General features: G+C 67.5%; 18 protein-coding genes and 1 pseudogene. 7 read left to right on the top strand and 12 right to left on the bottom strand.

The window, feature by feature from the left end; genetic code table 11:
* Positions 1–89: 89 nt before the first annotated feature.
* A complete protein-coding gene (locus tag D7Y04_RS19990) occupies positions 90–704 on the bottom strand; it encodes a hypothetical protein (protein ID WP_147477150.1) in 615 nt (204 codons plus the stop codon).
* 33 nt (positions 705–737) lie between these two features.
* Entirely contained in the window at positions 738–1556 is an 819-nt protein-coding gene (locus D7Y04_RS19995) for a class I SAM-dependent methyltransferase (protein ID WP_121760356.1), read from the bottom strand.
* A 159-nt stretch (positions 1557–1715) separates the two neighbouring features.
* Between D7Y04_RS19995 and D7Y04_RS20000 the strand changes: the two genes are divergently transcribed.
* The 4 genes and pseudogenes from D7Y04_RS20000 to D7Y04_RS20010 all read left to right on the top strand — a co-directional run bounded on the left by D7Y04_RS20000 (position 1716) and on the right by D7Y04_RS20010 (position 6547).
* The gene (locus D7Y04_RS20000; protein WP_120598164.1) at positions 1716–2492 is read left to right on the top strand and encodes a hypothetical protein; all 777 of its coding nucleotides are present in this window, start codon (positions 1716–1718) and stop codon (positions 2490–2492) included.
* Between the two features lie 53 nt (positions 2493–2545).
* Entirely contained in the window at positions 2546–4513 is a 1968-nt protein-coding gene (locus D7Y04_RS20005) for a discoidin domain-containing protein (RefSeq protein ID WP_121760357.1), read from the top strand.
* A gap of 702 nt (positions 4514–5215) precedes the next feature.
* Positions 5216–5371 (top strand): annotated as a pseudogene (locus D7Y04_RS46815) (DUF4236 domain-containing protein); the annotation flags it as partial.
* Entirely contained in the window at positions 5372–6547 is a 1176-nt protein-coding gene (locus D7Y04_RS20010; RefSeq protein WP_233601512.1) for a hypothetical protein, read from the top strand.
* A gap of 20 nt (positions 6548–6567) precedes the next feature.
* Here D7Y04_RS20010 and D7Y04_RS20015 read toward each other — a convergent pair whose 3' ends face one another.
* From D7Y04_RS20015 to D7Y04_RS20035, 5 genes are all read right to left on the bottom strand, one after another.
* The gene (locus D7Y04_RS20015) at positions 6568–10527 is read right to left on the bottom strand and encodes a M36 family metallopeptidase (protein ID WP_158627559.1); all 3960 of its coding nucleotides are present in this window, start codon (positions 10525–10527) and stop codon (positions 6568–6570) included.
* Positions 10528–10616: 89 nt separating this feature from the next.
* A complete protein-coding gene (locus tag D7Y04_RS20020; RefSeq protein WP_121760360.1) occupies positions 10617–14246 on the bottom strand; it encodes a choice-of-anchor A family protein in 3630 nt (1209 codons plus the stop codon).
* A gap of 135 nt (positions 14247–14381) precedes the next feature.
* Positions 14382–16235, bottom strand: a complete 1854-nt coding sequence (locus D7Y04_RS20025; RefSeq protein ID WP_120598159.1) for a Hint domain-containing protein — start codon at positions 16233–16235, stop codon at positions 14382–14384.
* 60 nt (positions 16236–16295) lie between these two features.
* Positions 16296–17687: a S8 family serine peptidase gene (locus D7Y04_RS20030; protein ID WP_120598158.1), complete on the bottom strand. Its 1392-nt coding sequence runs from the start codon at positions 17685–17687 to the stop codon at positions 16296–16298.
* A gap of 268 nt (positions 17688–17955) precedes the next feature.
* Complete coding sequence (locus tag D7Y04_RS20035) at positions 17956–18846, bottom strand: sigma-70 family RNA polymerase sigma factor (RefSeq protein WP_120598157.1); 891 nt, start codon at positions 18844–18846, stop codon at positions 17956–17958.
* Between the two features lie 154 nt (positions 18847–19000).
* Here D7Y04_RS20035 and D7Y04_RS20040 point away from each other — a divergent pair, with 154 nt between their 5' ends.
* Entirely contained in the window at positions 19001–20185 is a 1185-nt protein-coding gene (locus D7Y04_RS20040; protein WP_158627560.1) for a serine/threonine-protein kinase, read from the top strand.
* A 295-nt stretch (positions 20186–20480) separates the two neighbouring features.
* On the opposite strand, the gene D7Y04_RS20050 is transcribed toward D7Y04_RS20040, so the two are convergent.
* Positions 20481–20984 carry a hypothetical protein gene (locus tag D7Y04_RS20050; RefSeq protein ID WP_120595782.1) on the bottom strand — a complete coding sequence of 168 codons (504 nt, stop codon included), beginning with the start codon at positions 20982–20984 and terminating at the stop codon, positions 20481–20483.
* An 86-nt stretch (positions 20985–21070) separates the two neighbouring features.
* Here D7Y04_RS20050 and D7Y04_RS20055 point away from each other — a divergent pair, with 86 nt between their 5' ends.
* Positions 21071–21649: a hypothetical protein gene (locus D7Y04_RS20055; protein WP_121760362.1), complete on the top strand. Its 579-nt coding sequence runs from the start codon at positions 21071–21073 to the stop codon at positions 21647–21649.
* On the opposite strand, the gene D7Y04_RS20060 is transcribed toward D7Y04_RS20055, so the two are convergent.
* The 3 genes from D7Y04_RS20060 to D7Y04_RS20070 form a co-directional block, all read right to left on the bottom strand.
* Positions 21636–22388 (bottom strand): bifunctional 2-polyprenyl-6-hydroxyphenol methylase/3-demethylubiquinol 3-O-methyltransferase UbiG, encoded by a 753-nt coding sequence (locus D7Y04_RS20060; protein ID WP_121760363.1) that lies wholly within the window; start codon positions 22386–22388, stop codon positions 21636–21638. The two genes, D7Y04_RS20055 and D7Y04_RS20060, sit on opposite strands and share 14 nt — an antisense overlap.
* Positions 22389–22465: 77 nt before the next feature.
* Positions 22466–24916, bottom strand: coding sequence for an excinuclease ABC subunit UvrA (locus D7Y04_RS20065; protein WP_121760364.1), 2451 nt, complete (start codon positions 24914–24916; stop codon positions 22466–22468).
* Complete coding sequence (locus tag D7Y04_RS20070) at positions 24913–25242, bottom strand: helix-turn-helix transcriptional regulator (RefSeq protein WP_120595786.1); 330 nt, start codon at positions 25240–25242, stop codon at positions 24913–24915. Before D7Y04_RS20070 ends, D7Y04_RS20065 begins: the two co-directional genes overlap by 4 nt.
* A gap of 190 nt (positions 25243–25432) precedes the next feature.
* Between D7Y04_RS20070 and D7Y04_RS44070 the strand changes: the two genes are divergently transcribed.
* Complete coding sequence (locus D7Y04_RS44070; protein ID WP_147477152.1) at positions 25433–26068, top strand: collagen-like protein; 636 nt, start codon at positions 25433–25435, stop codon at positions 26066–26068.
* 5 nt (positions 26069–26073) lie between these two features.
* On the opposite strand, the gene D7Y04_RS20075 is transcribed toward D7Y04_RS44070, so the two are convergent.
* Entirely contained in the window at positions 26074–26610 is a 537-nt protein-coding gene (locus D7Y04_RS20075) for a DinB family protein (RefSeq protein WP_121760365.1), read from the bottom strand.
* Between the last annotated feature and the right edge of the window lie 68 nt (positions 26611–26678).

Here is a 26678-nt window from a genome sequence, read left to right on the forward strand (position 1 = left end):
CCTGAAGCAAGCACGGGACTGAATGTCACCGGCCCGTGCGCGCCGCGATGCCCGGCTGCTCCTACCGAAGGTGCTTTTGCCCGGGGCCCTCAGCCGCTTTGCTTCGCCCTCGCGGTCTTCTTCGCCGCGCTCTTCACCTTCGTGGCCTTCTTCGCCACGGTCTTCTTCACGGCGGTCTTCTTCACCTTCGCGGCCTTCTTCGCCGGGCTTTTCGCCGTCGCTGCCTTCTTCGCTCCTGCGCCCACGTTCTTCGGAGTCCGTTCACCCGGTGAGCGCGGGACGGTCGCCTGCTCCATCGCGGGCACCCGAGGTTCGGCGGGCAGGCCCGGGCCGACGTCGTGGGCGGTCGTCTGCCAGGCCATGCGCTTGCGCAGGTGCTCCCCCCACGCCGGGTGCGTCAGCTGGATGTCCAGGAAGGGGCCGGACCGCGTCACCTTCGACACGAAGGCCTGCGCATTCGCGTTCATCCACTCGGCGGTGAAGACCTTGCGCCCCCCCACCTCCCGCACGAGCGCCGCGTCCTTCAGGTGCCGGTAGTTGCTGAACTCGGCGTCCTCCGACTTCTCGATGGGGTCGTAGATCAACATCAATGCGAACACGGCGTGAGGCGCGGGCTTCCCGGCGTCAGGGTGCACGCGCGCCACTGACAGGCGGACGGCCTGCCGGGACACACCGAGGACACGGACCGCGTAGAGATCAGGCATCCCACGAGGATACCGCGCGCACCGCGGGTTGGCTCAGCTCCCCGGAGCGGTCGAGACGTGGGCCATCATGGGCAGGACGTTTCGCAGCCCGGGCACGTTCGAGCCCAAACGCAGGAAGCGCAGCCAGGCGCCCCGGGGGTAGCGGTAGGGGGCGAACTCCACGCGCGTCACGCGAGAGCTCCAGCTGCGCAGCAGGGGCTCCAATCCGGCCCGGCTCACGCCCCAGGGCATGGGCGGCGTCTGATAGTGCGGCGTCACGTTCATGCCCTTCAGCGTCGCCCGGGAGAACCACTCGGGAATGGTGTCGAACATCAGCTCGACGCCGGGGAAGCGTTCGATCACCGCCGTGAGCAGGCGCCGCACCTCGATTTCGGGGAAGTACATGAGCAGCCCCTGGGCGGTGATGAACACGCCATGGGAGACATCCACCTCGTCCATCCAGGTCAGGTCCAGCGCGCTGCGAGCGATGAAGCGGCACCGCTCCGACGCAGGCAGGAGGCGCTCGCGAACCTCCAGGGACTCCGGGAGGTCCACGCAGTACCAACGCACCCGTCCATCGTCGACGCGGTGGAACTGCGTCTCCAGCCCCGCCGCCAACTCCACCACCGCGCCCCCGGGGTGGGCCGCCATCCAGGGCCGCACGGCATCGTCGAAGACGCGCGAGCGCAAGGAGTGCGAGGCGTTTGCCTTTCCGAAGCTGCGCACGTAGTCGTAGTCGATGGCGTCTGCCACGCGGACGCAGTCCGGATCGCGCAGGAAGCCGTCCGGCCGCCGGGCCTCCGAGGCGCGGTTGTGGAGTGTCCAGAGCATCGTCTCCGGGACGCCGGTGAGATTCACGGTGGTGGTCTTCATGCCTGCCTCTTTTGGATTTCAATATTGAAAATGATAATCAATATCTGCATTGAAGGGGTTGGAGGGGCGGCATGTCAACCGGGGTGGGGTGCCTGGCGGCAGTCACCTATCCTGGGGGCCGCGCGGCACTGGAGTCAGCGAGTGGAGGAAGCGCACCCCATGTCACGGTCACAGCCACGTCAGGCGAATCCCTCCATCGAAGCGGAGACGGACGTCGTCGTCCCCGCGGCAGCGGCATCCGCGCTGAATGCGCTGGTGGACGCGGCGCGCTCACAGGACGCGACCTGGGAGGACGCCGACCGGCTCATCGCGGCGCTGGGCCATGGCCCCACGGAAGAGGAGACGCCCCGGGCACGGGCGGATCTGCTGCTGGAGTTGCTGGCGCCAGACCACCCGGTGGGCGACCGCGCGGGCCGCGAAGGGGTGACGGTGCGGCAGGCGGCGAAGGACGCCCTGTTGGATCTGGGCCATCCCTACGCGCTGGCGTTGCCGCCGGAACTGCTGGAGCGGGAAGCGCGCCGCCGGACGCGGATTGGAGGGTTCGGGGTCGCCGTCACGCTGGCCTCCATGCTCTACCAGACGGGACTCTTCTACGTGGTGCTGCTGCACGATGGCGTGGTGCACAACCAGCACTCCATCCATCTGCCGCCCGAGCAGCTCACGCGAGCAAGGGTGGTGCCGTGGGCGTTGATGACGCTGACCGGCTTGCTGCCGGGCCTCGTGTCGCTGGCCGGCCATGCCCTGAAGCGCAGATGGCTTCAGAACACCGGCTGGCTGCTCATCCTGGCGCAAGCGCTGGCCTGGTCGGGGCTCGCCGGCTTCGCTTGTGCCAGGAGCGGCCCGTCCCTCTTCACCCTATACGCGCCCTGGCACCTGGCGTGGTGGAGCGCCTGGGTGACGCGCCCGCTGCCGAAATCATCGCGTAAGCTAGTTTAAATAGTAAATCGAGCAATGCATGATTGCGCCTTCATCTCTTGCAAGGAGGCTCCATGCGAAGGCTTCAGGCTCGATTGGGCGCACTGGTGACGGTCGCGCTCGTGGGATGTGGCGCACCCGAAGGCGTTGAACTCACCGGACAGCGAGCGGGCGTTGAGACGGCGTTGATCAACGTCACCCTCAACAAGCCGGCCACGGCCAGCTCCACCCAGGGCCTGTTCCTTCCGGAGTACGCGGTGGACGGGAACATCACCGGCGATGACTCGCGCTGGTGTCCGGGCATCTACATCCCGACGCGGCAGCTCGACATCGATCTCCAGGGCACGTTCGACCTGGTCCGGATGGAGCTCTACACCGGCTTTAGGGACACCAAGCCCATCCAGAACTACGAGCTCGCGTATGACGACGGGACGGGCTGGAAGCTCATTCCGGGCGCCAGTCAGAGCGCCAACACGAGCGTCGCGGTGGCCACCACCTTCACGCAGACGGTGATGGCGAAGAAGGTGCGGCTCACCTGTCTGGATCCGCTCGCGGACAACTGCCGGGTGAAGGAGCTGTGGGTGTTCGGCACGCCCCACACCGGCACCGCGAACCTTCCTCCGGTGGCCAACGCGGGGCCGGACGCGTCGCTCACGCTGCCCGCGAACAGCCTGACGCTGAGCGGGAGCGCGACCGATTCGGATGGGACCATCGCCTCGCTGGCCTGGACGCAGGTGGCGGGGCCCACCGCGACGCTGAGCGGCGCGAGCACGGCGACCTTGAGCGTGAGTGGCCTCTTCGCCGGAGTCTCCACCTTCCGGCTCACCGCCACCGACGACGACGGGGCCACCGCTTCCGACGACGTGAGCGTGACGGTGACGGCTCCGGTCGCGGTGTCCAACATCGCGCTCAACAAGCCCGTCTCCGCGGGCAGCAGCAGCACGACCTACGTGCCGGCGTTCGCGGTGGACGGCTCGCTCACCACCCGTTGGGAGTCCTCCTACAGCTTCCTCACGCACAACTCCTTCGACGTGGACCTCCAGGGGCCGCACGAAGTGCTGAGCGCGGAGCTGCACCTGTCCACCACCGCGACCGCGTCGGCCGCGATGACCGCCTTCGAGCTCCAGTCCTGGGACGGCGGCTGCTGGAGGACCATCCCCGGCACCGTGGTGGAGGGCAATCCGCTGAACGGCACGGTGAAGTCGCTGACCTTCACCAGCCCGGTCATCACCACGAAGGTCCGGCTGGTGTGCAAGGACGCGCCGTACTGCCGGCTGCGGGAGTTCAAGTTGATGGGGACGCCGGGCGCGGTCCTGCCCACGGGGCCCACCACCTGCGCCGCGGGCCAGCAGACCGTGGCGCGAGGCCCTCGCTATGACGCGGCGGTGTTCCTCCCCGAGCACTACAACGACGACCGCACCACGCAATGGCCGCTCATCATCGCGCTCCACGGCATTGGTGGCTCGACGCTCAACCTCGAACACACGGCGGTGCTGAGCAACCCCGAGGGTCTGGCGAAGCAGTTCAACTCGGCCAGCTTCCGCGCGGCGATGCAGGCCATTGTCATCTCGCCCAATCAGCGCATGCCGGTCACCAACAGTGGCAACGGCTGGTTCAACGCCAACACGTTGATGGCCCTGCTGGAGGACGCGAAGAAGAACTACCGGGTGGACGCGGACCGCGTCTACTTCACGGGCCTGAGCGGCGGAGCCAACACCAGCATCGAGCTGGGCATGACGCAGACGGACCGCCTGGCGGCGATCGTCCCCATCGCGCTGACCTCCACTCCGACGAACGACCCGAATGTCTGCGTGCTGAAGCCGCTGCCCATCTGGGCCTTCCACGGCGCCCTGGACACGCCCGGGCGCTCCACCAACCTCAAGGTCTGGCTGGACACGAAGTGCGGCGCGGGCGCGAGCGCGATGCGGCCCGTCACCGTCTATCCCAACGGTGGCCACAACGGGGCGACCTGGGACACGGCCTACGCCGACCTGTCCCTCTACGACTGGCTGTTGCAGCAGCGCATCAGCGACCGGCAGTAGGCGTCCCGGATCCTCGCCGGCAATGACTTGCATTTCAGGTGGCCAGCGGCGCAAAGTGAATGCCTCACCCCGATGGGAGGAATCAGATGCGCAAGCTTTTGCGGGTCCTGCTGGCCACCTCCGTCGTCCTTACACTCGCCCCAATCGCCTCGGTTCGTGCGGAGTCGTGTGAGACCGCATGTACCTGCGCGACTGCCTGCGGCACGCCCTGTACCCATGATCTGGGCGGGTGGATCACGTGTGGTCGGTGGGGAGGAGATTGCATCGGCAACTGCCTCCAAGCCGAACCCACGCCTTCGGTAGCCATCCGCGACGAGGACCCGCGGGACGAGGCATCCGGCCAGGTCTGCAGTGAGGAGCATCCGGAGCAGGAAGGCTCCGCTTCCGTCGAGAGCTGAGTCAGGCCCTCCGAGTCTCGCCCTGACGCAATCAGGGGGAGGCTCGGCGCAGCGGTGCGAGCCGGCTTGTCACTGAAGTCATCGAAGTGGCCTGCAGCCCCTGCGGTCATGGCTGAGCAGCGGTTGCCGGGATCCTTGTGCGGGGCGTTTGCGTGCGCGATTTCCTCCGCATCCACGATTCCGCGATGCAACGGCACCGGCGACTACAACCTTCGAGGTATTGCCGCGCTCCTGAGCGGCGTGCGTGACTCCCCCTTGGGCTGATGCCATGAAGCATGGCATCGACGTCCGGAGGCGAGCGCGCATGGGATTTCGGTTTCGCCGAAGTGTGAAGCTGTTGCCTGGTGTCCGACTCAACGTGGGCCTGGGACGTTCCTCTGTGAGCGTGGGAGGGCGTGGGGCACGGGTCAACTTCTCCTCGAAAGGGGTTCGTACGACCGTTGGCATCCCAGGAACAGGGATGTCCTGGACGTCGAGTTCGCGAAGCTCCAACCCCCGAGGTTCTCAGGCCCCCTCCGGACGCGAGTTGGCCGCGCGGCAACGCAGGGCTGAACGTGAAACGCTCAAGGCCCAGGCGGAGCAGGAGGTCATGGAGGAGGCGCGGGAGCATGAGGACCTCATCAACTGCTGGCGCCAGATGCCCGCGCTTCCCACGGACGCTGAGTACCGTGCCTCTTTGAATGAGCGGCCTTTCGCGTGGCCCGTCCCCCAGGCGCCTGACGAGGCCCAGGAGCGACGCCAATTCCGCGAGGAGATCCAACGGCGTGTCCTGAGCGATCGGAGCGACGGCGGGCGTTTCATCCTCTTGGGGGTCCTGGCCATCCTGATCTTCAAAGGCGTGGACAATCAGCTGCAGGAAGCGATGGGGTCGGGCGCTGCGGTCCTGGGCCTGTCGCTGGGCCTGGGACCCGTGATCGCCTTTGGGCTCAAGCGCTCTCTAGAAATTCAGCGCTTCTGCTCCGAGCGCTTCGAGGAACATTGGCCAAAGCATTGGCAGGCTGCGCAGAGGGCCTTTGCGGCGAAGCAACAGGCTCTGCTGGACTGGCCCCTGGAGGAGCGGGAACGGATCGAATTCGCGCGGCGTATCCTGGATGGCGAGGTGGAAGCCGTTGAAGAGGCTGTTTCAACCTGCCTTGAGGAACTCGACTTTCCTTTCGAGACACAGGCCCGCGTCGGTGTCGACGACAGCCTCCGGGCCTATATCCTGCTCGACCTTCCGGAGATTGAGGACGTCATTCCCGAAGTCAAATCGAGGGCGCTCGCGAACGGCACGGTCAAGGAGGTGCGGCGAACCCGGCAGGACCGCAACGCTGACTACTTGACGCTGGTGAGCGGGCTCGCACTTCAGATTGGACGCTCCGCGTTTTGTGCCGGCCCGACCCTTCAAACCATCCATGTCGCTGCATACACACAGCGAAGGTCGCGGGGGACCGGCGCCGTCCGGGATGAATACGTCTACGAGGTGGCCTTGGAGAGAAAGGAGTCGGCGCGGTGGGCAGCAGCCACCGTGGACCCACTTGAGGTCTTCAACGTCGCAAAGGGGCGGTACGACCTGCGTGACAACCAGGAATTGAAAGCCATCAGCCCTCCAGACTGGACGGCCGATGTGACTGGCGGATCTGAAGTTGCGGGGTAGGGCGTGAGCCACGCACCGCCTCAACGCCCGGCCCGGCGCAAGGCAAGGCGCCGGGCCGCGAGCATTCCGACCAGCCAGCCCACCCAGGCGGTGGAGGGCTCGGAGGTGGGGGTGGCACTGGCGCAGCCCCCGCCCCCCACGTTCGGATCCGGATCCGGATCCGGGTCGGGATCCGTCGTCACGTCCTCGGGCTTGACCCGGATCTCCAGCGTGTCCGTGTCAAAGAGCCGCGGACCGACGCTCACGGTCAGCTCGAAGTGCATCGGCGTTTCGCTCGAAACGATGGGCGCCAGGAACCACGCGGACGCGGTGTCTCCGCCCGTCAGCACCACGGGCGGGCCATCGAGTTGCCGCCACTTGTACGTCATCACGGTCCCCGAGGCGGTCGAGTGCCCCGAGCCCTGGAGCGTGACCGCCGCGCCACTGTCGACGAGCTGATCCTCACCGGCGTTGGCGTCCGGCTGACACGTGCCCGCGTTGGGGATGACGGCCTTGAAGGGCTTGCCGACCACGCCCGACAGCACGACGTTGTCCACCTCCCAGCCATGGGCTTCCACGTACCAGGGTGAGCCGAACCGGAACCGCAGCTGGACCGTCTTCCCGGCGAACCGCGAGCCGAAATCCAACTTCGTGCCCACGTTCATCTGGGGCCAGAGGCTGCTCTGCGCGACGAACGCCTGACGTCCGCCCAGGGTGTTGCTCGTGGTCGCGTCGATCTTCCCCCCATAGCCCGGTTCGACATACAGGCTCACGTCCCCCCAGGTCTTGCCACCATCCTGGGTGAGCTCGATGACGCCGCCCGTCCAGAAGGTCTTCAGGCCCGACCAGGAGTCCACGTCGAAGGCGAAGCGATGCCGGTGGTCGAACGTCACCGTGAAGGGCGCTGAGTCCGACACCGTGAGACGGGGCGACACCAGCGCCGTGTCCGCGACGTCAGGGCCGTCCGCGATGAACCAGACATGATTGGCCGCATCCACCGTGCTGTCCGGGGCCAGCACCCGCTGCCACGACTGGTCCGCGGCCCCCTTCAGCACCACCGTGCTCCACGCCGTCGAGGGGCTCTCGAACGTGTCCGTCGTGGAAGCCTCTTCGTCGTGGTCCACCTTGAGGATGTGCCGGAGCGGGACGGGGGCCTGGCAGAAGTGGGAGCCCCCTGGCGTGAACGTCAGCTCCAGGTCCCGGGGGAGCGTGGGTGAGGCGGCCAACTCGATGGGGATGGCCATGGAGATGGACCCGAACGGTGGCACCAGTGGCACGGACAGCTCACCCGTGGGGAGAGTCACCTCGCCGGGCCGGCTGCTCGCGACGGTCACGGTGGTCCCCGCGGAGGCCACGGGCCCCAGGTTCGTGACCTTGAGGTGAAGGGAACCCGCCTCCCCGGCATCCAGGACGCCATCCGGCACCGAGTCGCATGTGCGGCGGGCATCGTCCACCTTCACGAACTCGAAACGCAGGTCCGCCTGGACCGCATAGGCCTCGTGGACCTCCGTGAAGTTCAGGGACCTGCGTGGAGGGGAACGGGCGCAGGTTCCCGCGCCTCGCTGGGCGAAGGCCTCGGCCAGGAGGAGCATGTCGCGCGGGTCCTGGGGATTCCAGCTGCCAGCCGCCATGAGCAGGGCGTCGCGCTGCTCCGTGAGCGTGGGGTCCACGGGCGCCAGCATCATCCCGGCGACGACGTAGTCCGCCATGCGCCGCTTCGCCTCCGCGAAGGACGCGAAGCGCGAGCCCGGCTTGCGGGCCTCGTCGAGCAGCGCCAGATAGCCATCGAAGAGCATCGAGGCCCAGACCTCACCCGCGTTGTGCCGCTCGGAGTTGAACTCGCCGTTGTCGCGGATCGGATGCGCCTCCCAGGGCAGGGGCTCCTCGTCGCTGAGGTGGCGCAGGCGGAGCGCGTTCTTCGTGGGGTCACGGGAGTAGGGGGCCCGGCGGACGCCGTAGTAGGGGCTGTCGCCAAAGACATATGCGGCATATCCCCCAATTCCATACGTGCCGTTGTAGCCGAAGCCGTCATCCTCCCGGACCATCAGGTGGAGCGCGATGAAGTCCCCCCAGCCCTCGCTCTGCGCGAAGCACACGGGCAGGTTGCAATCCACCAGCCGCTGGTGGAGCAGGTGCCCCCACTCGTGCGACACCAGGGTGTTGTCGATGGTCCCGTCCCGTTCGGGGCCGGACGCGCGGATCGCCGTTCCGGTCACCGTCCCGCTGGCAAGCAGGCCCTTCAAGGTCTGCCCCGTCTCATACGAAACGGACAGCAGCGGAAGGGTGGGGTCGAGCGCCGGATCCGACTCGGACATGTCGGGTGGAGCGGAGCCCGCGGTGTTGTTGAGGACGATGAGCCCTGCCGCGCCCGCGGCCTGGGCATTCACCGCCTTGAGCTCGTAGGAACAGTTGCCACCCCGGTCGGCCAGGACGATGGCGCCCGAGACATCATTCGTCAGCGCCTGGCAGGCGGTGGTCACCGACGCGGAACCGCTCTGGGCCACGACGAGCCGGAGCGAATCCAGCTGGAAGGTGCGTGGGCCGAAGTTGGCCTTGCCCGTGGCGTAGTCCGTCCCCGCGACCTGGAACGACCGGGTCTCGGGCATCGTGAAGAGGTACATCTCCAGGCGGGGGGCCTGACCGTCGTCCGGAACGTAGATGGCGACGTTGTTGCGGGACTGGGGATTGGGCCCCTGGTTCTGGGCCTCGGCGAGCAGCGCGTCCCCCTCCAGGCCACCCCGGCCATGATTCCTCTGTTGGGCATTGCCCGCGGCTTCCGTGAAGCCAGAGGCGTAGAAGTAATCGTGCAGCCAGTTGGTCGTGTAGAAGAGGCTGGTGATGGCGGCCTGCGTCTGCGACGGGCGAGCCAGGGGCCCCAGCGTGGGCTCGTAGTCGTAATGGAAGTCACGGGTGGCTGGGTTCACGAAGGCCCAGGTATCGGAGCCCTCGGTATAGCCATCCGGGTTGAAGTGGTCCGCGTAGGCGGACACGTTGTTGCCGGAGCTGGTGGTCGCGCCCGGAGGCAGCCAGGAATCCACTCCGCCCGCATGGACGCGTCCATCCACGGTGATGTTTCGCGGGGACTCGAAGGCCGGCTCGAACGTCGCGTCGGGAATGCCCGTGGGATGCGGCGTGAAGTCCCGCAGGGGTCCATCCCGGGGCGTCCCGTCCGCGTCCGCCCAGACGCGGTAGGAATAGCTGTCATGGAAGATGCGATTGCCGCGCTGGAGCGTGCCACCCTGGTCGGCATCCACCAGGTATTCGAAGCCGCGCCGGCCTTCCTGCCCGGTGCGCTCCGTGAGCACGTCCACGGCCCATGCGGGCACGAGCCGGTCCGCCTGGGGGAAGTACACCTGCCGGACCTCGGCGGGGACGACCAATGACACGCCCGCGCGCTTCGTGCTCCGGCCGGGGGCGAGGTCGAACCGCTGACGGCCCGACGTCGTGGCCCCCGCCTGAGCGACCACGGCCTTGTCATCCAGCGTGATGCCGTAGAGGTCACCCAGCGCGGTGGCCACCGCCTGGGACGCGGACGTCCGGAAGGGGCTCAGGGCTGTCGCCCGTGCACCCTCCACGCCGTCATGCAGGCTGCCGGTGACGGCGACGAGCGACAGGTCGCGCGCCATCAGCACCTTCAGCTCGTTGCGGACCACGTCGATGCCGCCCACGCGCTGGCGGAAGGCCACGATGATGCCGCCACGGCCCGTGTCGTGGACCCGGTGCACGAAGGCGGCCTGCAGCGCGGCCGGAGACAGCCGGTACAGGGCCGCGTGCTGCTCCAGGTAGCGCCGCGCGGCGGCTTCGGGCGTCTGCTGCCCCATGCGGGAGGCAGGCTGTCCCGGCGGTGCCCACGCCAACGTCGGGACGCCGCGCTCCTCGTCCCTGGCGACGACGGTGAGGGGCTGTGATGCGTTCGTGACGTCCCCGGCCTGGGTTCCCAGGCCGGGGGCATTGTCAGCGGGGGCTTCCGCCGCGCAGCCCATCCAGAAGGCGAGCAACATCCCTCCCGCGGCTGTACGGCTGCTCCTCAGATTTTTGAGCACCTTGGCCCCCACTGTCGCGGTTTCTCGCGGACGCGTGAATCCTGCCATCAATTGCAGATGTCGGTGTCCCGCAGCCGGCTGAGCTGTCCGACGGCATTGCCTTTCAGTGAGCGTGCGTAGATTCCGCCCACCCAGCTCCCGCCGGAGAAGTTGACGTTGGCATTCGGGGCAAGAACCGTGCCGTAGAAGCCATAGTCAGAGGCAGTGAGGCTGGTGGCATCCGGCAGGTTGAAGAGGACGCCGTGCTCGTCGATGCCTCCGCTGAAGGCGTGGCCGAAGTTGATGAAGGTCGCGGACGTACCCCGGACGTTGATGACGGCCAGGCTGTTGGCGGGAGCGTTGATGGACAGCAGCGTGGCACCGGTGAAGTACGAGGCCTTGAGCTCGAAGACATTCACCTTCTTGTCCGTGCCGGTGAGCGTGACGCCACCCCAGGACTCGCGCGTGACGGTGCCGTTGGAGGGCAGGGCGCCCAACTCAGCGGAGAGCGCCTTCAGGGCATTGCCCTGGTTGGTGAAGTTGATGGGCGTCGCCCGGGCTACGTTCCCACGGGGGTAGTAGACGTTGGGCTCCTGGATGAGCTTCCCGCCGTACCGGGCTTCACCCCAGACGTAGCCATTGGCCAGGGAGAGGCTTCCTCCCGCGACCAGGGTGTTGGCGAGGTCATTCGCGGGCAGCTTCTCGCCCACGGAGAAGTTCTGGAGGGAGATGTTGCGGCCCGCGGCCAGCTTGCCCTGGACCTCGTTGCCCTGCTGGTAGTCCTCCAGCACGAAGAGGTTGTACTCGCCCAGCCGGATCGGGATGCAGGACGCGGAGCTTTCGTCCCCCACCGTGACGGTGATGCTGGTGAGCACCGTGCCGTTGCGGATCATGACGGTGGCCATGCCCTTGGAGACGCCCGTCAGCGTTCCGTCAGCGGTGATGGTGGCGATGCCCGTGTTGGAGACCGAGTAGAGCGTGCCGCGCGAGGGCGAGGAGATGTCCCTCACCACGCCGTCCGTGTACTTGCCGTTCGCCACCAGCTTCAGCTTCGCACCAGGGCCTCTCAGGGCGGCGTCCCCGTTGAGGATCTGGATGGAGCTCAGCTGGGCGGAGCTGCTGACGGTCAAGGGGATGGTGGCGGAGCGCACCATCCGGCCCTGGCTGTCGATGCCGAACGCGACGATTTCCAACGCGCCGAGCGCCTGCGCCGGAACCTGGAACGGGGTCGTGAATGGCCCCGACTCGAGGATGGAGGCCGCGCCCTCGCTCACGATGAGGACGGTCTCTGGCTGGAAGCCCCCCGCTCCGGCGACGCTCACCGTCACGGTGCCGCCCGGCGATACCGCGGTGCCGGGCTGGGGCGACGTGATGACCACGGTGCCCGTGGCGGCGGTGGCGACGGCCTCGCGGGCGCGCTGCGGGGTTGGCAGCGCGGTGAAGCCCGCGCAGCTGTTCACCGGGGGAACGGTGCTGGGCCTGGGAATGGAGGCGACGAAGCTCGGTCCGCTGACCGGGCTGTTGAGCAACTGGAGGATCCGGTCCCGATGGGCCGCGTTGATCTGGACCTTGAAGTGCTCCGTATTCCGGAGGGTCCCCACCACGTTGAAGGAGCTGATGGCCTGGCTGCCCGCCGCCGTGCCTCCCAGTTGTTCCGCGGTCCCGGCGAAGATGTCGTGAGGGTCGTTGCAGAACAGCGTGCTGTTGGGACCCAGGATGAGCTTCTGCCGATCCATCGTGGGCAGGCCGCGGGAGAACGGGTGGTGGGTCTCCGTCTGCTGGTAGAGGACCTTGATGCCGTCCGGGAGGAGGCCCAGCGTGGGGGTCCGAGGCAGGGGCTGTGCACCCTGGCCGGTGATGAAGTGCGTGGGGACGTCCGTCTGCCGGATGTCGTTGATGAGCGCGCTGCCCACCTTGAGGTCGTCAATGGCCGCGCCCCCGGGGGCGTCGAGCACGATCTTGTGGGGAATCGCGATGGCGTCCCGCACCACATCCCAGGTGGCGGGGAGATTGGCCTTGAGGTCGTCGCGCATGCGGACGAGCTCGGTGGCCATGCGCGTCCCCTCATGGGGCGTGTTCAGGCTGATGAGCCGGTTGATGTCACCCTCCTTGAAGGTCGCGACGCTCCGGTAGTTGGCCGAGTCGACGTACTTGCGGGTCAGCAGGCCGCCCGCGCCGTGGGCGACGACGTCCACCTGGGTGACGGCGTTCTGGCCCTGACGCATCTTGGTCAGCGCCGAATAGATGGCGTTGGGGACCGCGAGCTCGTTGGCCTCCAGGGTCAGGCTGGCCGAGTTCGTCGAGGAGTAGTCCGCGCACGTCGTCTGGAAGAGGGTGCTCGCGGCGATGCCATCCGTCCCCTGCCAGGCGGAGCACGAGGACCAGAGGTCGTGGACGAGCACCAGCGGCGGCCGGACGATGGAGAGCTCGACCGTCGACGTGTAGCTCGCCCCCGACGCGGGTGTGAAGAGGCCGGAGAGCGTCACGGGCCGTGAGGTGGCGTTCTCGAAGCCCCCGCTGTTGAAGTCCGGGGGGCTGGTGTAGAGCGCGAACGCGTAGTGCACGCCGCCCACGGGAACGGTGGGGACGGTGACGGAGGCCGCCCGGGTGGAGGTCCCGACCGCGCCCAGGCCGCCGTTGGCCGGGCTGGTCCCGCTGAGCGAGAAGGTCATGGACCCGGCGGAGGGCATCTTCGCTCGCACCAGGACCTGCGTCACGCCGTCCGCGGCCACGCCCTGGACCGGGGGAATCGCCGCGGACGACGGCGCCGACAACTGCGTGACGTCCGTCACCACGGCGCCCGTATACGAGTGGATGAGGGTCGGGTTCGGGTTGACCACCTCCATGCTGGAGAAGGTGATGTTGTCGATGACCACCGCGGAGTCCAGGACGCCGTCACCCAGGTCGCTGATCTCGAACTCGATGGTGACCTGCCCGCCGCGCAGGACCTCGAAGTTGACGGTGCGGAAGTCGGTGATGCCCGCATCGGGGAACAGCATGATTTCAGGCGGGTAGGTGGCCGGGAAGAAGTCCACGCCGGACGGGTCGTCCGAGAACAGCGTGTCGTAGCCGGTGCCCGCCGCGCGAGTGGAGGAGACGTCGAAGAACTGCGCGCTGTTCACCGACGAGTCCGCGACGGTGCGCGTGCCCAACCCGTCGATGACGCGCGCGGTGAACGTGTCGTTGTACTGCGTCCCGACATACTCGGGGGACTCGGCGCTGAGGAACCGGAAGTCGAAGGTCACCCGGTTGCTGCTGGCCGGCACGTTGAGCGTGACGCGGTAGAGGACCTTGTCGCCCTCGACGCCCTCGGGCGGGTAGTCCGTGCCCGGCTCCGGCAGGTTGGCGACGTTGATGTTGCCCGTGCTCATGATGAACAGCGAGCTGCCCTTGCGCGGCGTGATGTTGCCGTACGACGGCGCAACCATGCTCGCCTGCGGATTGGGGCTCGTGAGCGCCGCGCTCGCCACCACCCCCGCCGGCAGGTCCAGCGCGGAGTTGACCTCCGCGATGGTGGCGAGCGAGGCCTTGACGGTGCCTGGCTTCGCCAGGGCCTTTTTCGCGATGCGCTGGCGCTCGGCCAGGGCCTCCGCGCTCAAGACCCGGAGGGGCTTCTCGGGAGTGGCGGGCTCGGGAGGATCTCCGCACGCCGCCAGGGCGACGAACAGCGGGAGCAGGTAGGTCTTGAACGGCTGCATCGGGTTCACTCCGTGACGTTGAACGCGTGGATGCTTCGCGAAAAGGGAAGGGCGTCCCCACGGCGGCAACGGCACGGCCACCCCACGCTCGAAAGCCGTGGGGTGGCCGCATCAGCCATGCCGTGGGGGCTGGGGCTACTTGCGCTGGAGCGACAGCTGGTAGTCGCGGTGCCAGCGGCTGGGGAGCCGGGCCAGCATGTCGCCCGTCTTGGGCTGCTGCGCGATGGCCTCGTACTTCTTCTGGATCTGCCCGTCGCCCACCAGGAAGCCGTTGGCGTACACCGCCGTCTGGTCTTCACCGAGCAGGGCCTTCTCCGCCTTGGAGCCGACCTTGACGTTGTAGACCTTGCCGGTGAACGCCTCGCGGGTCACCGCGGTGAGCTTGCTGGGTCCCGTGCGGGTCATCACCAGGTCCCCCGTGCGCAGGTCGCGGGCCTGCACCATGCCGCGCGCCACGGCCTGGATGGGGTGCATCTCCGTCATCAGCAGGCTGCGGCCCGCCTCGTCGTGGATGCGCACCATGGGGGTCGTCTCGATGCCGACGGCCGTGTCCATGATGGTGAGCGACGGGTTGTAGGGATTGCTGACGTGGTCGCCGGCCTTCAGGGACTCGATGGCGGCCGGCTTGCCTTCGGCCATGGCGATTTCGGTGCCCTCGGCCAGGCAGCTGTTGGTGACGGTGATCTTCTTGAAGACGTAGTCCGGGCGGACGGCGGCCGGGTCGTTGCTCAGGGTGATGGAGGAGCGGTACCGGGTGCCCGCGGAGATGAGCGGCAGGGAGATGAGCGCGGTCAGCTTCGCGGAGTCCTGCATCTGGCGGCAGCCGTCATCGAAGAAGGCGGCGTTGGTGCCCGTGAGGTCCCAGGAGAAGGTCTTCTTGTCCGTGCTCAGGGTGACGCGGTTCCAGAACTGGTTCATCTTGCCCACGAGCGTGTTGCCGTCGGTGACGTCGCAGCCGCCGCCCGTGTTGGTGAGGATGAGCTTGAGGTGGCCGGCGTCCGGGCGGGCCACGCCCGTGTTCAGGTCCGCCTTGAGCTGGGTGATGAACCCGTCGTCGAAGACGTGGCTGCTGGTGACGGAGATGGAGCCCTGCAGCGGCAGCTTGACGGAGCTCGGGTTGCCCGTCAGGTCGTAGTCGCAGTCCTGGGTCCAGGTGCGGTTGAGGCACACGGAGATGAGGTTGTCGTTGAACGCGACGTCGAGCGGCGCGAGCACCGTGAGGCCGCCCAGGCGGGGCGCCTCGTTGACGACAGGGCCGCCTTCGACGCCCATCTCCGTGAAGATGTACGAGTCCGTGACGGGCTGGCCAGCGGCCTCCTCGACCTTGTAGGAGGACACGCGGTAGCGCTTGAGGGTCGTCAGCGCCAGGTTGCCCGTGGCGTTGATGGTGACGTTGTAGCCACCGTCGAACTCCTCGCGCCACGCCAGGTCGCCCAGCGCGTTGCCGCTGGAGTCCGAGTAGCTGGTGTCGACGTAGGTGTAGACGGCGCCGCCCGGGAAGGTGGAGCTGGCGGTGCCCAGGCCGTCATTGGCCACCGCGGTCGTCTCACCCGTGCTGGCCTCCTCGATGAGGTGCATCTCCTGGCGGTCCGCGGTCCCCACCAGGCTGTTGGCCTCCGGGGGCAGCAGGCCGGGCGCGTAGCCACGGGCCACCTGGTCCTGGCGCCGCTGCTCCAGGGCCTTGAACAGGTAGGGCGAGTTCTCCGGCGTCTTGCCCGCGAGCTTGAGGCGGGACAGGGCGAAGCGGTGCTGCGCCGGGTCCGCCAGGTTCAGGCGGATCCGCACGTCCGGCTTCGCGATGGAGTGCAGGTACTTCTGGTCGGAGAGGTAGGTGGTCCACTCGGCCCGGCTCAGCCGGCCCGGCTCACCCAGGCCCTGCTGGTTGCGGCCGTGGAACTCCGGCGTGGACTCCTGGGGATTCGACGTGCAGCCGGACAGCAGGCTCAAGCCGGTGCCCGCGAGCACCAGATAACGACGCATGCGCATCATGTTGCATCCTCCTTGCTTCAGACGATGGGGTAGGGACGCGAGAGACGGGACGGCATCAGGTCACTGGCAGGCGTCGGCGTAGTCCGGGCAGCAGTCGCCGTACTGGACGCAGCTCTCCTCGCAGAAGCAGCCGTAGCCGGGGCCACCGCACAGGCCCCTGCAGCTGGCGACCGTGTTGCTGCAGGTGTAGTTGCCCTGGTTCAGGTCGCTGAAGAGGAAGGTGTTCGGGGAGCCGCGCGTGTCCGTGACGCACTCCAGGCTCGCGGAGCCCTTGACGTTGGCCTCCACCTGGGTGGTGCGGGCGTTGAGGTGGTCCGTCAGGTATTGCGCGGCGACGCCCGCGACGTGGGGGCTGGCCATGGACGTGCCGTCGATGACGTTGGTGGCGGTGGTGCTCCCAATCCAGGCGCCGAGGATGGTGACGCCCGGCGCGAAGATGTCCACGCAATTGCCGAAGTTGGAGAACCACGCGCGCCGATCACTGTCGTCCGTGGCGGCCACGGTGATGGCCCCGGGCGTGCTCGCCGGAGAGCGGGTGCACGCGTCCGTGGACTCATTGCCCGCGGCGACGACGAAGGTCACGCCCGCGTTGATGGCGTTGGTGACGGCGGCGTTGACGGTGGGGGACACCCCGCCGCCCAGGCTCATGTTGGCGACGCAGGGGCCGTTCTGGGTGGCGCAGTTGGCGCGGACGAAGTCCACACCGGCGATGACGCCTTCCCACGTTCCGCCGCCGCCACAGTTCAGCACGCGGACGGGGTGGATGCGGGCCTTCTTGGCCATGCCGTACTGGGTGCCCGCGGCCGTGCTGCTCACGTGCGTGCCGTGGCCGTGGCAGTCCTCCACGCCGCGCCCATCGTTGATGGCGCTGAAGCCGTTGCCGATGCGGCCGGTGAACTCGGTGTGGGTGGAGTTGATGCCGGTGTCGACGACGTAGAGGTGCACGCCGAAGCCGGTGCGGCCGTGGTCGTTGTAGATGCCGTCGCGGCCCAGTCGCTGATCCACGCGGTCGGTGCCGTCCGCGGGGCTGGGGAAGGTGGTGTTGATGCTGACGGCCGCGTTCTCTTCGATATAGGCGACGGCCGGGTTGGCGCGGAGCCTGGCGAGCTCCGTGGCGTCCAGCTTCGCGGAGAACCCGGGCACGATGGAGTACTGGTGCATCAGCGCGTTGGCGCCGCCCGCCTGGACGACCTCCGCCACCGCGGTGTCGATGGCGGACGTGTTCACCTCCGACTCGAAGACCACGATGTACTCACCGGAGATGGCCAGGCCCGGCGGCGCCGCGTTCAGGGGCGCCACGCGGCTCATGAGCTTCGCCGGCGGCGGCGTGCCGACGTCCTGGGCGATCGGGTCGCTGCATCCGCCCAGCGCCAGCGTGAGCATGCCCATCCAGGGCAGGAGTTGGCTTCTCATGGCGGTGGCGCGGCTGGGGCGTGTCTGGATTGTCGACATGTGGCCTCCTGTGCTGCAGGTGTGGATGTGCCTCCGGCGTCGTGGCCGTGGGGCCGAACGCGCTTGGGCGGTAGGTGGGTGATGGGTGCGGTGGGGCAGGGGCGGGTGCCGTGCTCCACCAGGGCGATGCTGTGTGCTGTCCGGCACAGACCGGGTGCTTGCGTCTTAAAGACGCGACCCGGAATCAAGCTATGCAAACTTTATCAGAATTCACGGACAGTGAATTGTTGTTGCGTGGCTGTGCGGCGGCGCATCGTGGAAAACCGCATCAGGCTTCCGTGAGGATGCGGCTGAGGCTCAAGTCGAGCTGGCTCTCCACGGAGCGCAGGACGCTGGTGAAGTCCTGGGAGGAGAGGTCCAGGCGTTCCTTCAACAGGCGCCGCGTCTCGTCATGGACGTCCTGCTGGGCGCTCTGGAGCCACCGGGACGCGGTGGATTGGTTGACGTTGAAGAGGGCGCCAATCTTGGTGGTGGACAGCCGGTCCACGAAGTGGAGGCGCAGCAGGTACCGGGGCTTGCTGGACAGGGCGGCGAAGGCGTCCTCCATGGCCTGGCGGAACTCGCCCTCGTAGCGCCGCTGGATGGCCTCCGTCTCAGGGTCTCCCACGGAGGCGGGCAGCGACTCGAGGATGGCCTCGTCGCCCGTCGCGTCCTCCTCGCGCGCCGTGCGCAGAAGGCTGAGGGCGGTGCGCACGGACACGACGCGCAGCCAGTTGGCGAGCGGGCTGCGGCCGGAGTACTCCGAAATCCGCGGAGGCCTGTCGGTGCGCACCAGCAGGTGTTCACGCACCTGTTGCCGGACGTCATCGAGCACGGCCTCCGTCAGCTTCATGTGCCCCAGCGTCGCGGGGATGCTCGCGATGTGGCGCCGCTCGAACGCGGCCAGCGCCACGGGGATGCCCTCGGCACAGGCGCAGGCCAGGTAGAGGTCGCCGGGAGTGAGCTGAGCGAAGACCCCTGCGATGCCGGTTCGGACTGACGGACTGGGAGTGTGTGTAGCCAGGGAGGCAACGAAGGCGTCCTGGGAGAGGGGAATGTCCGGCCAGGGCCGACATCCCTCCGCCCAGACCTGTCGCAGCAGGCCCTCCAGGGCTTCGAGTTGCACTGCCTCTTCGACGTGCCAGCTCGCGCGCGACAGGAACGCTGGTGCGAGTTTCATGTTCCCCCCCTTCACACGACGACCTGATTATGCCTTGAGTTCTCGTTTTAAGGCTAGTCGTATGCTCATGGCCCTCTGGAACCACGAAACATCGCAATGGTTCCGGAACATGAACGTTACATGCGAGGCTGCTGCTGGCTGTTTCGAGGGGGGGATGAGATTGCCGTCCAATTGCCTGTGCGATGAGGACGTGGTTGCCCTGTTCGAGGGCCGGCTGCCGGTGACGGCGAACGTCCTGGCGCATCAGCATGCGGCTCGCTGCACCGCGTGCCGGGCGCTGCTGGTGACGCTCGCGCATGGAGATGCCCTGCCGCCGGAGGCCCAGCCGCTGGAGGGAGGAGGGCGCTGTTCGCGTCGACCTTGCGAGACAGGCGCCACCTGGACGCCGCCGGAGGTCCTGGACGGGTTCCGGTTGGAGCGGTTGTTGGGGCGGGGCGGCATGGGGGCCGTCTACCTGGCGCGGGATGCGACGGGGGAGCGACGGGTGGCGCTGAAGGTGTGTGTCGCGCTCCAGCCGGATGCGGGAATGCTCGCGAGCTTCGCCACCGAGGCGCGCGCCATCGCACGGATCCAGCACCCGAACGTGGTGACCATGTATGGCGCGGGTGAATTCGACGGGCGGCCGTACCTCGTCTACGAATACGTGGACGGAAAGAGCCTGGCGGAGCTGCGGACGCCACTGCCATGGCAGCGGGTGCTCGACATCGCGGAGGGGCTCGCGTCAGGGCTGCGCGCCGCGCACCAGGGTGGGGTGCTGCACCGCGACCTCAAGCCCGGCAACGCCATCCTGAAACCTGACGGCACGGTGAAGCTGATCGATTTCGGGCTCGCGACGTTCGTGGGGCGCGGAGTCACGGCGCCGCGAGTGGTGCGGGAGGTGGTGGGGACGCCGCGTTACATGGCGCCGGAGATCCGCATGGGCGAGTCCGCGACCCCGCGGAGTGACCTCCACGCGCTGGGGTTGCTGTTGTTCGAGCTGTGCACGGGCCGGTTGCCTCCGTCGCGGCGCGGCCCGGCGGCGCTGCTGACGGAGTGGCTCCCTGGAATCAATCCGGGCTTCGCCGCCGTCATCGCGTGCTGTCTCGCGGAGGACCCCTCGGAGCGATTCGCGCAGGCGGACGTGCTCTGCGCCGTGCTGGAGCACCTGCGACCGTGGTGGTCCTCAGTCCCGCCGTGCCCAGAGCACATCCCAGGTCCACTCCGGGAAGGTCTGCCCGGGTCGGGTGATCCGCACCCGCAGCTGAGTGGCGGTGACCTGGGCGCCCTGTCGTCGCGCTTCATCGAACAGCTGGGTGCGCAGGCCGGGCACGTCCACGTAGCTCGCGAACAGCATGCCTGACTCCCCCACGGGCTCGGGCGGGGAGAGGCCTGGCTCGGCGGGCTTGAGCCGCCATTCCACCAGGACGTCCGGATACACCTCGTCCAGGTCCATCAATTCGACACGGATGCCCCGGGCCCCACAGGGACAATCCCAGCCGACACCGCCCTCCAACATGCCCGAGGCGAGCGTCCGTCCGTGCGCGGGTGCGCCGCACAGGCCACACTTCACCGGCGCCACGTCGCCCACCCGCTGGCCCTGTTCATCGAAGAGGAGGAGGAGCTCTTCGGTCGGTTCGGTCTTCATGGGGGCACGATCAGAGCATGGGGGAGAAGGGCTTCTTGAGGGTCAGCGTGAGGCCAATCTCCCGGCCATACGGGAGTCGCCCCGACAGGTCGCGCCCCTCCTGGAAGGGGACGTTGAAGCGGAGGCCCACGGAGCCGTAGCCGAAGCCGAGGAAGGGCCCCACGTGGAGCGACGTCGTGGGCCGGTGGGCCGCAGTCCCCGTTTCGTGGGCCACGCCGGTCTCCAGTCCGAAGAGCAGGAAGGTGCCCTGGACTCCGCCACACAGCCGCGCGTGATTGCCGTCCATCCACTGACCCTGCCCGAAGACGCCCAAGGCGCCCGACCTGAAGGAGCGCATGCTGTTGTTGTGCATCACCACGTTGATCGTGGACTCCAGGCCCACGCCCCAGGTGGTGTCCTCCTGGCGGCGGCTCACGCTCAGCAGCGGGCCCACCGTGAACCAGGGTTGCGGCGAGCCGTCGTGGTCAGTAGACGCGGCTGGGACCATCAGGGCGAGCAGGGCAAAGGCGTTCATCGCGCCAGGATACGCGGCAGACCCGCCATCACCCCGGTTCCCCTCCAGACACTGTCCATGCACGGGGATGCGTTACGCTCTTCCCCATGGCTCCCTCACCCTTTCAGGCGGAGTTCCGCGTTCTCATCGGTCCGGACTGGGTGCCGCTTCAGGACCTGGGGGGGCTGGAGGCCGAAGCGGTGGACATGTACCTCCGTCGCCCGTCCGTGACCTGTTGCAGCTTCCAGGGCGGATTCTTCATCGACGTGGGCGGCCACCCCTTCAGCGATGACGGCTCGGTGGACGAGTTCTGGATGACCTGGAGCTGGTTCTTCGCGCTGAAGGCGCTGCTCGATGGCGCGGCGGAGACGGGCGCCCACCCCTGGGAAGAGTCCCACATGCGGCTCTGGCGCCAGGGGGACGTCTTGAGCATGGAGGACCGGAGCGCCTCGGAGAAACCCCTCACGCCCCGGGTCGAAGTGGCGTTTCTTCCCTTCGCCCAATCCCTGGCGCGGCAGGGGCTTGCGTTCCTTGCGTGGGCGGAGCGGGTGCTCGCGGCGCTCGACGCGCGCGAGCCTCCGGTGACTGATGCCCTGAAGGCGGAGTTCAGCCAGGCCCTGAAACTTCCCCGCGACGTCCTGGAAGACGTCGCCTCCAAGGTGGGCGTGACGGCTACCGGGAGATGAGGATCACATCCTCATCCTGTTCCAGCCGGTACGTTCCGTCAGGCTGCTGGCAACGCTCGGCATGCGCACGGATTCGCGCATCGAGCCTTCCCGCCTCGTCCGGGTTCAGGACTGCCAGTTGCGCGGCCGTGTAACACCCCTCCAGCACGAGGAAGCGGCAGAGTGTGTACATCTCCTCGAAGGTCTGCGCGGCGAACCCGCTCATCGTCGGGATCGTCTCGTGGGGCAAGTGCTTCCGCTGCACTTCGGCGACGACCTCCTCGCTGAAATGCAGGGTGTCGGAGAACTCACGGCACATCGCATGGGTCGGCCCGCGGGCGGCGGCCATCACAATCAGACAACTGCCGCCGGGCCGCACGAAGCCGAGCAGTCTGTCAATGAAGCCGCCCCATTCAGACACAGGCACGTGATACAGGACGTGCGAGCAGACGACGAGGTCATATCTGTCATTGGAAGCGTACCGCTCCAGGGGGACAGGGATGACCGTCGCCTTCTCATGATGGAAGCCGGAGCTCTGCTCGGGGTGGGGTTCGAGCAGGGTAAGCGAGTCGAAATGCGGCGCGAGCCGTTCCGCGACCTTGCCCGCCCCCGCTCCGACGTCCAGCAGGGTGGGGTGCTTGGAGAGACCTGGGAGTAGTCTCTCCGTGACGATCTGGTGGAGGTTCGTGGGATGCCTTGCGGACGCCGCGAGAATGCGGAACGCCGTGGCGTACTCCTGCGGTGACATCGTGATTGCCATGATTCTCCCCGGTGTCAGGACGACTGCCGGAGAGAGGCTACCATTCCGTCGCGCGGGGGGCTCGGAGACCCGTCTTGCTAGGACTTCTTCTGGGAACGAGCCCGGGTCGGCTCGGACGCCTTCCCAGAGGCAGCCTTCGCAGTGCCACTGACGAATTCCGCCAGGTGCTTGCCGGTCAGCGTCGACTTCGCCGCCACCAGGTCGGCCGGGGTGCCTTCGAACACGATGCGTCCGCCGTCATGGCCCGCGCCCGGCCCCAGGTCGATGATCCAGTCCGCGTGCGCCATCACCGCCTGGTTGTGCTCGATCACGATGACGGACTTCCCGGCGTCGACCAACCGGTCCAACAGCCCGAGCAGCTGCTCGAGGTCGGCCAGATGCAGACCGGTGGTCGGCTCATCGAGCACGTAGACGCCGCCTTCGTCCCCCATGTGCGTCGCGAGCTTGAGCCGCTGCCGCTCGCCACCCGACAGCGTGGTGAGCGGCTGGCCAAGCCGGAGGTAGCTGAGGCCCACATCGGCCATGCGCTGAAGGATGGCGGACGCGGCCGGCGTCTGCGCCTTGCCCGAGCCGAAGAAGGCGACTGCGTCCTTCACGGGCAGGTCGAGCACCTGGGCGATGTTGAGCCCGCCGAGCTTGTACTCCAGCACCGACGCCTGGAACCGCCGGCCTTCGCAGTCCTCGCAGACCGTGCTGACGCCGGCCATCATCGCCAGGTCGGTGTAGATGACACCGGCGCCATTGCAGGTCGGGCAGGCGCCTTCGGAGTTGGCGCTGAACAGGGCGGGCTTCACGCCGTTGGCCTTCGCGAACGCCTTGCGGATCGGCTCCAGCAGGTCGGTGTACGTCGCAGGGTTGCTCCGCCGCGAGCCGCGAATCGGAGCCTGGTCGATGGACACAACCCCGTCCCGGTTGCCCACCGAGCCGTGGATCAGCGAGCTCTTGCCGGACCCGGCCACGCCGGTCACCACCACCAGCACGCCGAGCGGGATGTCGACGTCGACCTTCTTCAGGTTGTGCGTACCGGCGCCGCGCACCTTCAGTACGCCGGACGGCTTGCGCACGGACGACTTCAGGGCGACCCGGTCGCTCAGGTGGCGCCCGGTGAGCGTGTCGCTCGCGCGCAGCGCCTCGACGGTGCCTTCGAAGACCACCTCGCCGCCAGCGGTGCCGGCTCCGGGGCCCAGGTCGACGACGTGGTCTGCGATCGCGATCATCTCCGGCTTGTGCTCGACCACGAGCACGGTGTTGCCCTTGTCGCGCAGCCGCAGCAGCAGCTCGTTCATCCGCTGGATGTCGTGCGGATGCAGTCCGACCGTCGGCTCGTCGAAGACGTAGGTCACGTCCGTGAGCGAGGACCCGAGGTGGCGGATCATCTTGGTGCGCTGCGCCTCACCGCCCGACAGCGTGCCGGCGGGCCGGTCGAGGCTGAGGTAACCCAGGCCGATCTCCACGAACGATTCGAGCGTGTGCCGCAGCGACGCCAGCAGCGGGGCGACGGATGGCGAGTCCAGGCCGCGCACCCACTCGGCCAGGTCGCTGATCTGCATCGCGCAGGCGTCGGCGATGTTGATGCCCTTGATCTTGGAGGACCGGGCGGGCGCGCTGAGCCGGGTGCCCTTGCATTCGGGGCAGGAGGTGAACGTGACCGCGCGCTCCACGAACGCACGGATGTGCGGCTGCATGGCGTCCACGTCCTTGGACAGGAACGACTTCTGGATCCGCAGGATGAGCCCCTCGTAGGTGAGGTTCATCTTGTCGACCTTCACCTTGGTCTGTTCCTTGTAGAGGAAGTCGTGAAGCTCCTGCTTGGTGTACTTGCGGATCGGCTTGTCCGGGTCGATGAAGCCCGAGGCCCCGAAGATGCGCACGAGCCAGCCGTCCACGTTGTAGCCGGGGATGGTGAGGGCGCCCTCGTTGAGCGACTTGCTGTCGTCATACAGCTGGGTCAGGTCGATGTCGCTGACCTGCCCCATGCCCTCGCACTTCGGACACATGCCGCCGGTGACGTTGAAGACCTTCTTCTCGGTCTTGCTGCCCTCGCCCTTCTCGACGGTCATCTCGCCGGTGGCGCGGACCGACGGGACGTTGAAGGAGAAGGCGTTGGACGAACCGATGTACGGCTTGCCCAGGCGGCTGAACAGCACGCGCAGCATGGCGTTGGCGTCCGTCGCGGTGCCGACGGTCGAGCGGGAGTTCGCGCCCATGCGCTCCTGGTCGACGATGATGGCGGTGGTCAGTCCTTCCAGGACGTCGACCTCGGGGCGGCCCAGCGTGGGCATGAAGCCCTGGACGAACGCGCTGTAGGTCTCGTTGATCAACCGCTGCGACTCCGCGGCGATGGTGCCGAACACGAGCGACGACTTGCCGGAGCCGGAGACGCCGGTGAAGACGGTGAGCCGCCGCTTGGGCAACTCCACGCTGACGTCCTTCAGGTTGTTCTCGCGAGCACCCTGGACGCGGATGAGGTCATGGCTGTCCGCGGGGTTCGAGCGGCGCTGAGCGGCGGTCTTGTCGGAGGAGGTCATGGGTCCATTTTCTCCAGCAGTTGTTCGAGGCGGTCGACGTGCTCCGACCAGAACGCGCGGTAGTGCGCGATCCAGTCGATGAGCGGCTTCATTCCGCGTGGATCCACCCGGTAGTAGGTGCAACGCCCTTCACGCCGGCCCTTCACCAGGCCAGCGCCCTTCAAGGCAGCGAGGTGCTGGGAGACCGCGGGCTGCGAGATGTCGAATCGCGCCGTGAGGTCCTTCACCGCCGCTTCGCCACGCGTGAGTGACACGAGAATCGCCCGGCGGTTCGGGTCCGCCAGCGCCTGGAAGATCTTGTTCTCGGCCACGGCCACGCGCTGCATGCGCGACGCATAAGTTGAGGCTTATGGATAGTCAAGCGCGGGGATACCCCTCCGGAGGGATTCACCGGAGAGGGTGCGGAGGCCTATTTGTCCGGCCATGCCAACGCGCTCCCTTGTCGTCGTTTCATTGTGTGTCTTCCTGTCTCTCGTCACTGCCTGTCTGGGGGATGAAGGGTCCCTGGGACCCCAGATGTCTCCGGAGTCCCTTGTCACCGCTTCCGACAGCCTCGTGGGCCCGGTTGTCTGCGAGCCCGGCAGGACCTTCTGCGACGGCGCGCACCTTTTCTCGTGCAGCCGCTCCGGCAGGGATGCGTTCAGCCTTGGCGCTTGTGCTGGAGGCTCGGAAAGCAACCCGGTGGGCTGCTTCACGTCGGATTGTCCCGGTGGCGCCACGGCTTGCTGTCGGCCCGCGAAGGCCACTTGTGACTGGTCGTTCACGAGCCCCGCCATCTCGGGTCAGACCTATGCCTTCGATGAGAAAAGGGACAAGGAAAACTATTGCGTGGCGCCTTCGACCTGCGATCAGAACAGTTTCACCTTCTACATTGCTCCGCCCAAGACGACGGGAAGCTGCCCGGAGATGGTCGGCCGCTCCGTCCATGTCATCATCGGCCGCCCGCTTCCGCTGGCTGGGCAAGTCGTGACGCTGCCGGATTCGAGAGTCATCATTCATTCCGGCAGCGCTACGACCGCCTGCTCCGCATGGAGAGGGACGCTCATCGTCCATTCGGATGTTCCCAGTTGGCGGGTCAGCATTGATGCAACGTGCAGCAATCCGGGGTCGAGCGATATCCGCATCGTGGGAACCGCCAGCGGCGACGTCTGATTCAACTACCTGTCCGCCACGGCCAGGACGAAGCGCGCGTAGCCCAGCTCCGCCGCGTTCTTCATCAGCTCCAGGTTCACCCACGCGACGATGTCCGCGAAGGGCCGGCCCTCCAGGGGCCACCGGGTGCGCTTCGACGCGTGCAGTTCGGAGTCGTCCAGTCCCATGACGGCGCTTCGCCACTGGGCGTGCAGGCGTGTGATCCATGCCTGCACGCCTTCGGCGGTTCCAGGCCAGTGCACGTCCTCGCGCTTCAGTGCGCCGGTACCAAACGAGTGGTCATGCACCATCGACCACCAGAACCCCATGTGCCAGGTCAGCCAGGCGATGGACGCGGGCCCGATGTCATAGCCCTCTGACTCCGGCCACTCCGCGCGCCAGACGCCGTCCGTGCCTTGCTCCACGTGCAGGCCCTTTCGTGCGGGCCGGAGCAGGCACTCCTGCGTGGTGAGTCCGTTGAGATGGTATTGGGTGAGCGCCCAGGCTGTGTCCAACTGGGTCAGCAACACGCTTCGAAGGCTGCTGTTCTCCTGGGTTTCCATCCATCGAGCCTTCCATGGCGGAGCACGTGCCTCAAGACCCAGCTGGACCCCACCGACGGGTCATGGAG

The organism is Corallococcus sp. AB038B (assembly GCF_003668955.1).
Classification (GTDB): Bacteria; Myxococcota; Myxococcia; order Myxococcales; family Myxococcaceae; genus Corallococcus; species Corallococcus exiguus.

Bases quoted from the DNA above. Each gene is read 5' to 3' on its own strand.
- D7Y04_RS19990 (WP_147477150.1), bottom strand. From the start codon at position 704: ATGCCTGATCTCTACGCGGTCCGTGTCCTCGGTGTGTCCCGGCAGGCC.
- D7Y04_RS19995 (WP_121760356.1), bottom strand. From the start codon at position 1,556: ATGAAGACCACCACCGTGAATCTCACCGGCGTCCCGGAGACGATGCTC.
- D7Y04_RS20000 (WP_120598164.1), top strand. From the start codon at position 1,716: ATGTCACGGTCACAGCCACGTCAGGCGAATCCCTCCATCGAAGCGGAG.
- D7Y04_RS20005 (WP_121760357.1), top strand. From the start codon at position 2,546: ATGCGAAGGCTTCAGGCTCGATTGGGCGCACTGGTGACGGTCGCGCTC.
- D7Y04_RS20010 (WP_233601512.1), top strand. From the start codon at position 5,372: ATGTCCTGGACGTCGAGTTCGCGAAGCTCCAACCCCCGAGGTTCTCAG.
- D7Y04_RS20015 (WP_158627559.1), bottom strand. From the start codon at position 10,527: ATGTTGCTCGCCTTCTGGATGGGCTGCGCGGCGGAAGCCCCCGCTGAC.
- D7Y04_RS20020 (WP_121760360.1), bottom strand. From the start codon at position 14,246: ATGCAGCCGTTCAAGACCTACCTGCTCCCGCTGTTCGTCGCCCTGGCG.
- D7Y04_RS20025 (WP_120598159.1), bottom strand. From the start codon at position 16,235: ATGATGCGCATGCGTCGTTATCTGGTGCTCGCGGGCACCGGCTTGAGC.
- D7Y04_RS20030 (WP_120598158.1), bottom strand. From the start codon at position 17,687: ATGTCGACAATCCAGACACGCCCCAGCCGCGCCACCGCCATGAGAAGC.
- D7Y04_RS20035 (WP_120598157.1), bottom strand. From the start codon at position 18,846: ATGAAACTCGCACCAGCGTTCCTGTCGCGCGCGAGCTGGCACGTCGAA.
- D7Y04_RS20040 (WP_158627560.1), top strand. From the start codon at position 19,001: ATGAGATTGCCGTCCAATTGCCTGTGCGATGAGGACGTGGTTGCCCTG.
- D7Y04_RS20050 (WP_120595782.1), bottom strand. From the start codon at position 20,984: ATGAACGCCTTTGCCCTGCTCGCCCTGATGGTCCCAGCCGCGTCTACT.
- D7Y04_RS20055 (WP_121760362.1), top strand. From the start codon at position 21,071: ATGGCTCCCTCACCCTTTCAGGCGGAGTTCCGCGTTCTCATCGGTCCG.
- D7Y04_RS20060 (WP_121760363.1), bottom strand. From the start codon at position 22,388: ATGGCAATCACGATGTCACCGCAGGAGTACGCCACGGCGTTCCGCATT.
- D7Y04_RS20065 (WP_121760364.1), bottom strand. From the start codon at position 24,916: ATGACCTCCTCCGACAAGACCGCCGCTCAGCGCCGCTCGAACCCCGCG.
- D7Y04_RS20070 (WP_120595786.1), bottom strand. From the start codon at position 25,242: ATGCAGCGCGTGGCCGTGGCCGAGAACAAGATCTTCCAGGCGCTGGCG.
- D7Y04_RS44070 (WP_147477152.1), top strand. From the start codon at position 25,433: ATGTCTCCGGAGTCCCTTGTCACCGCTTCCGACAGCCTCGTGGGCCCG.
- D7Y04_RS20075 (WP_121760365.1), bottom strand. From the start codon at position 26,610: ATGGAAACCCAGGAGAACAGCAGCCTTCGAAGCGTGTTGCTGACCCAG.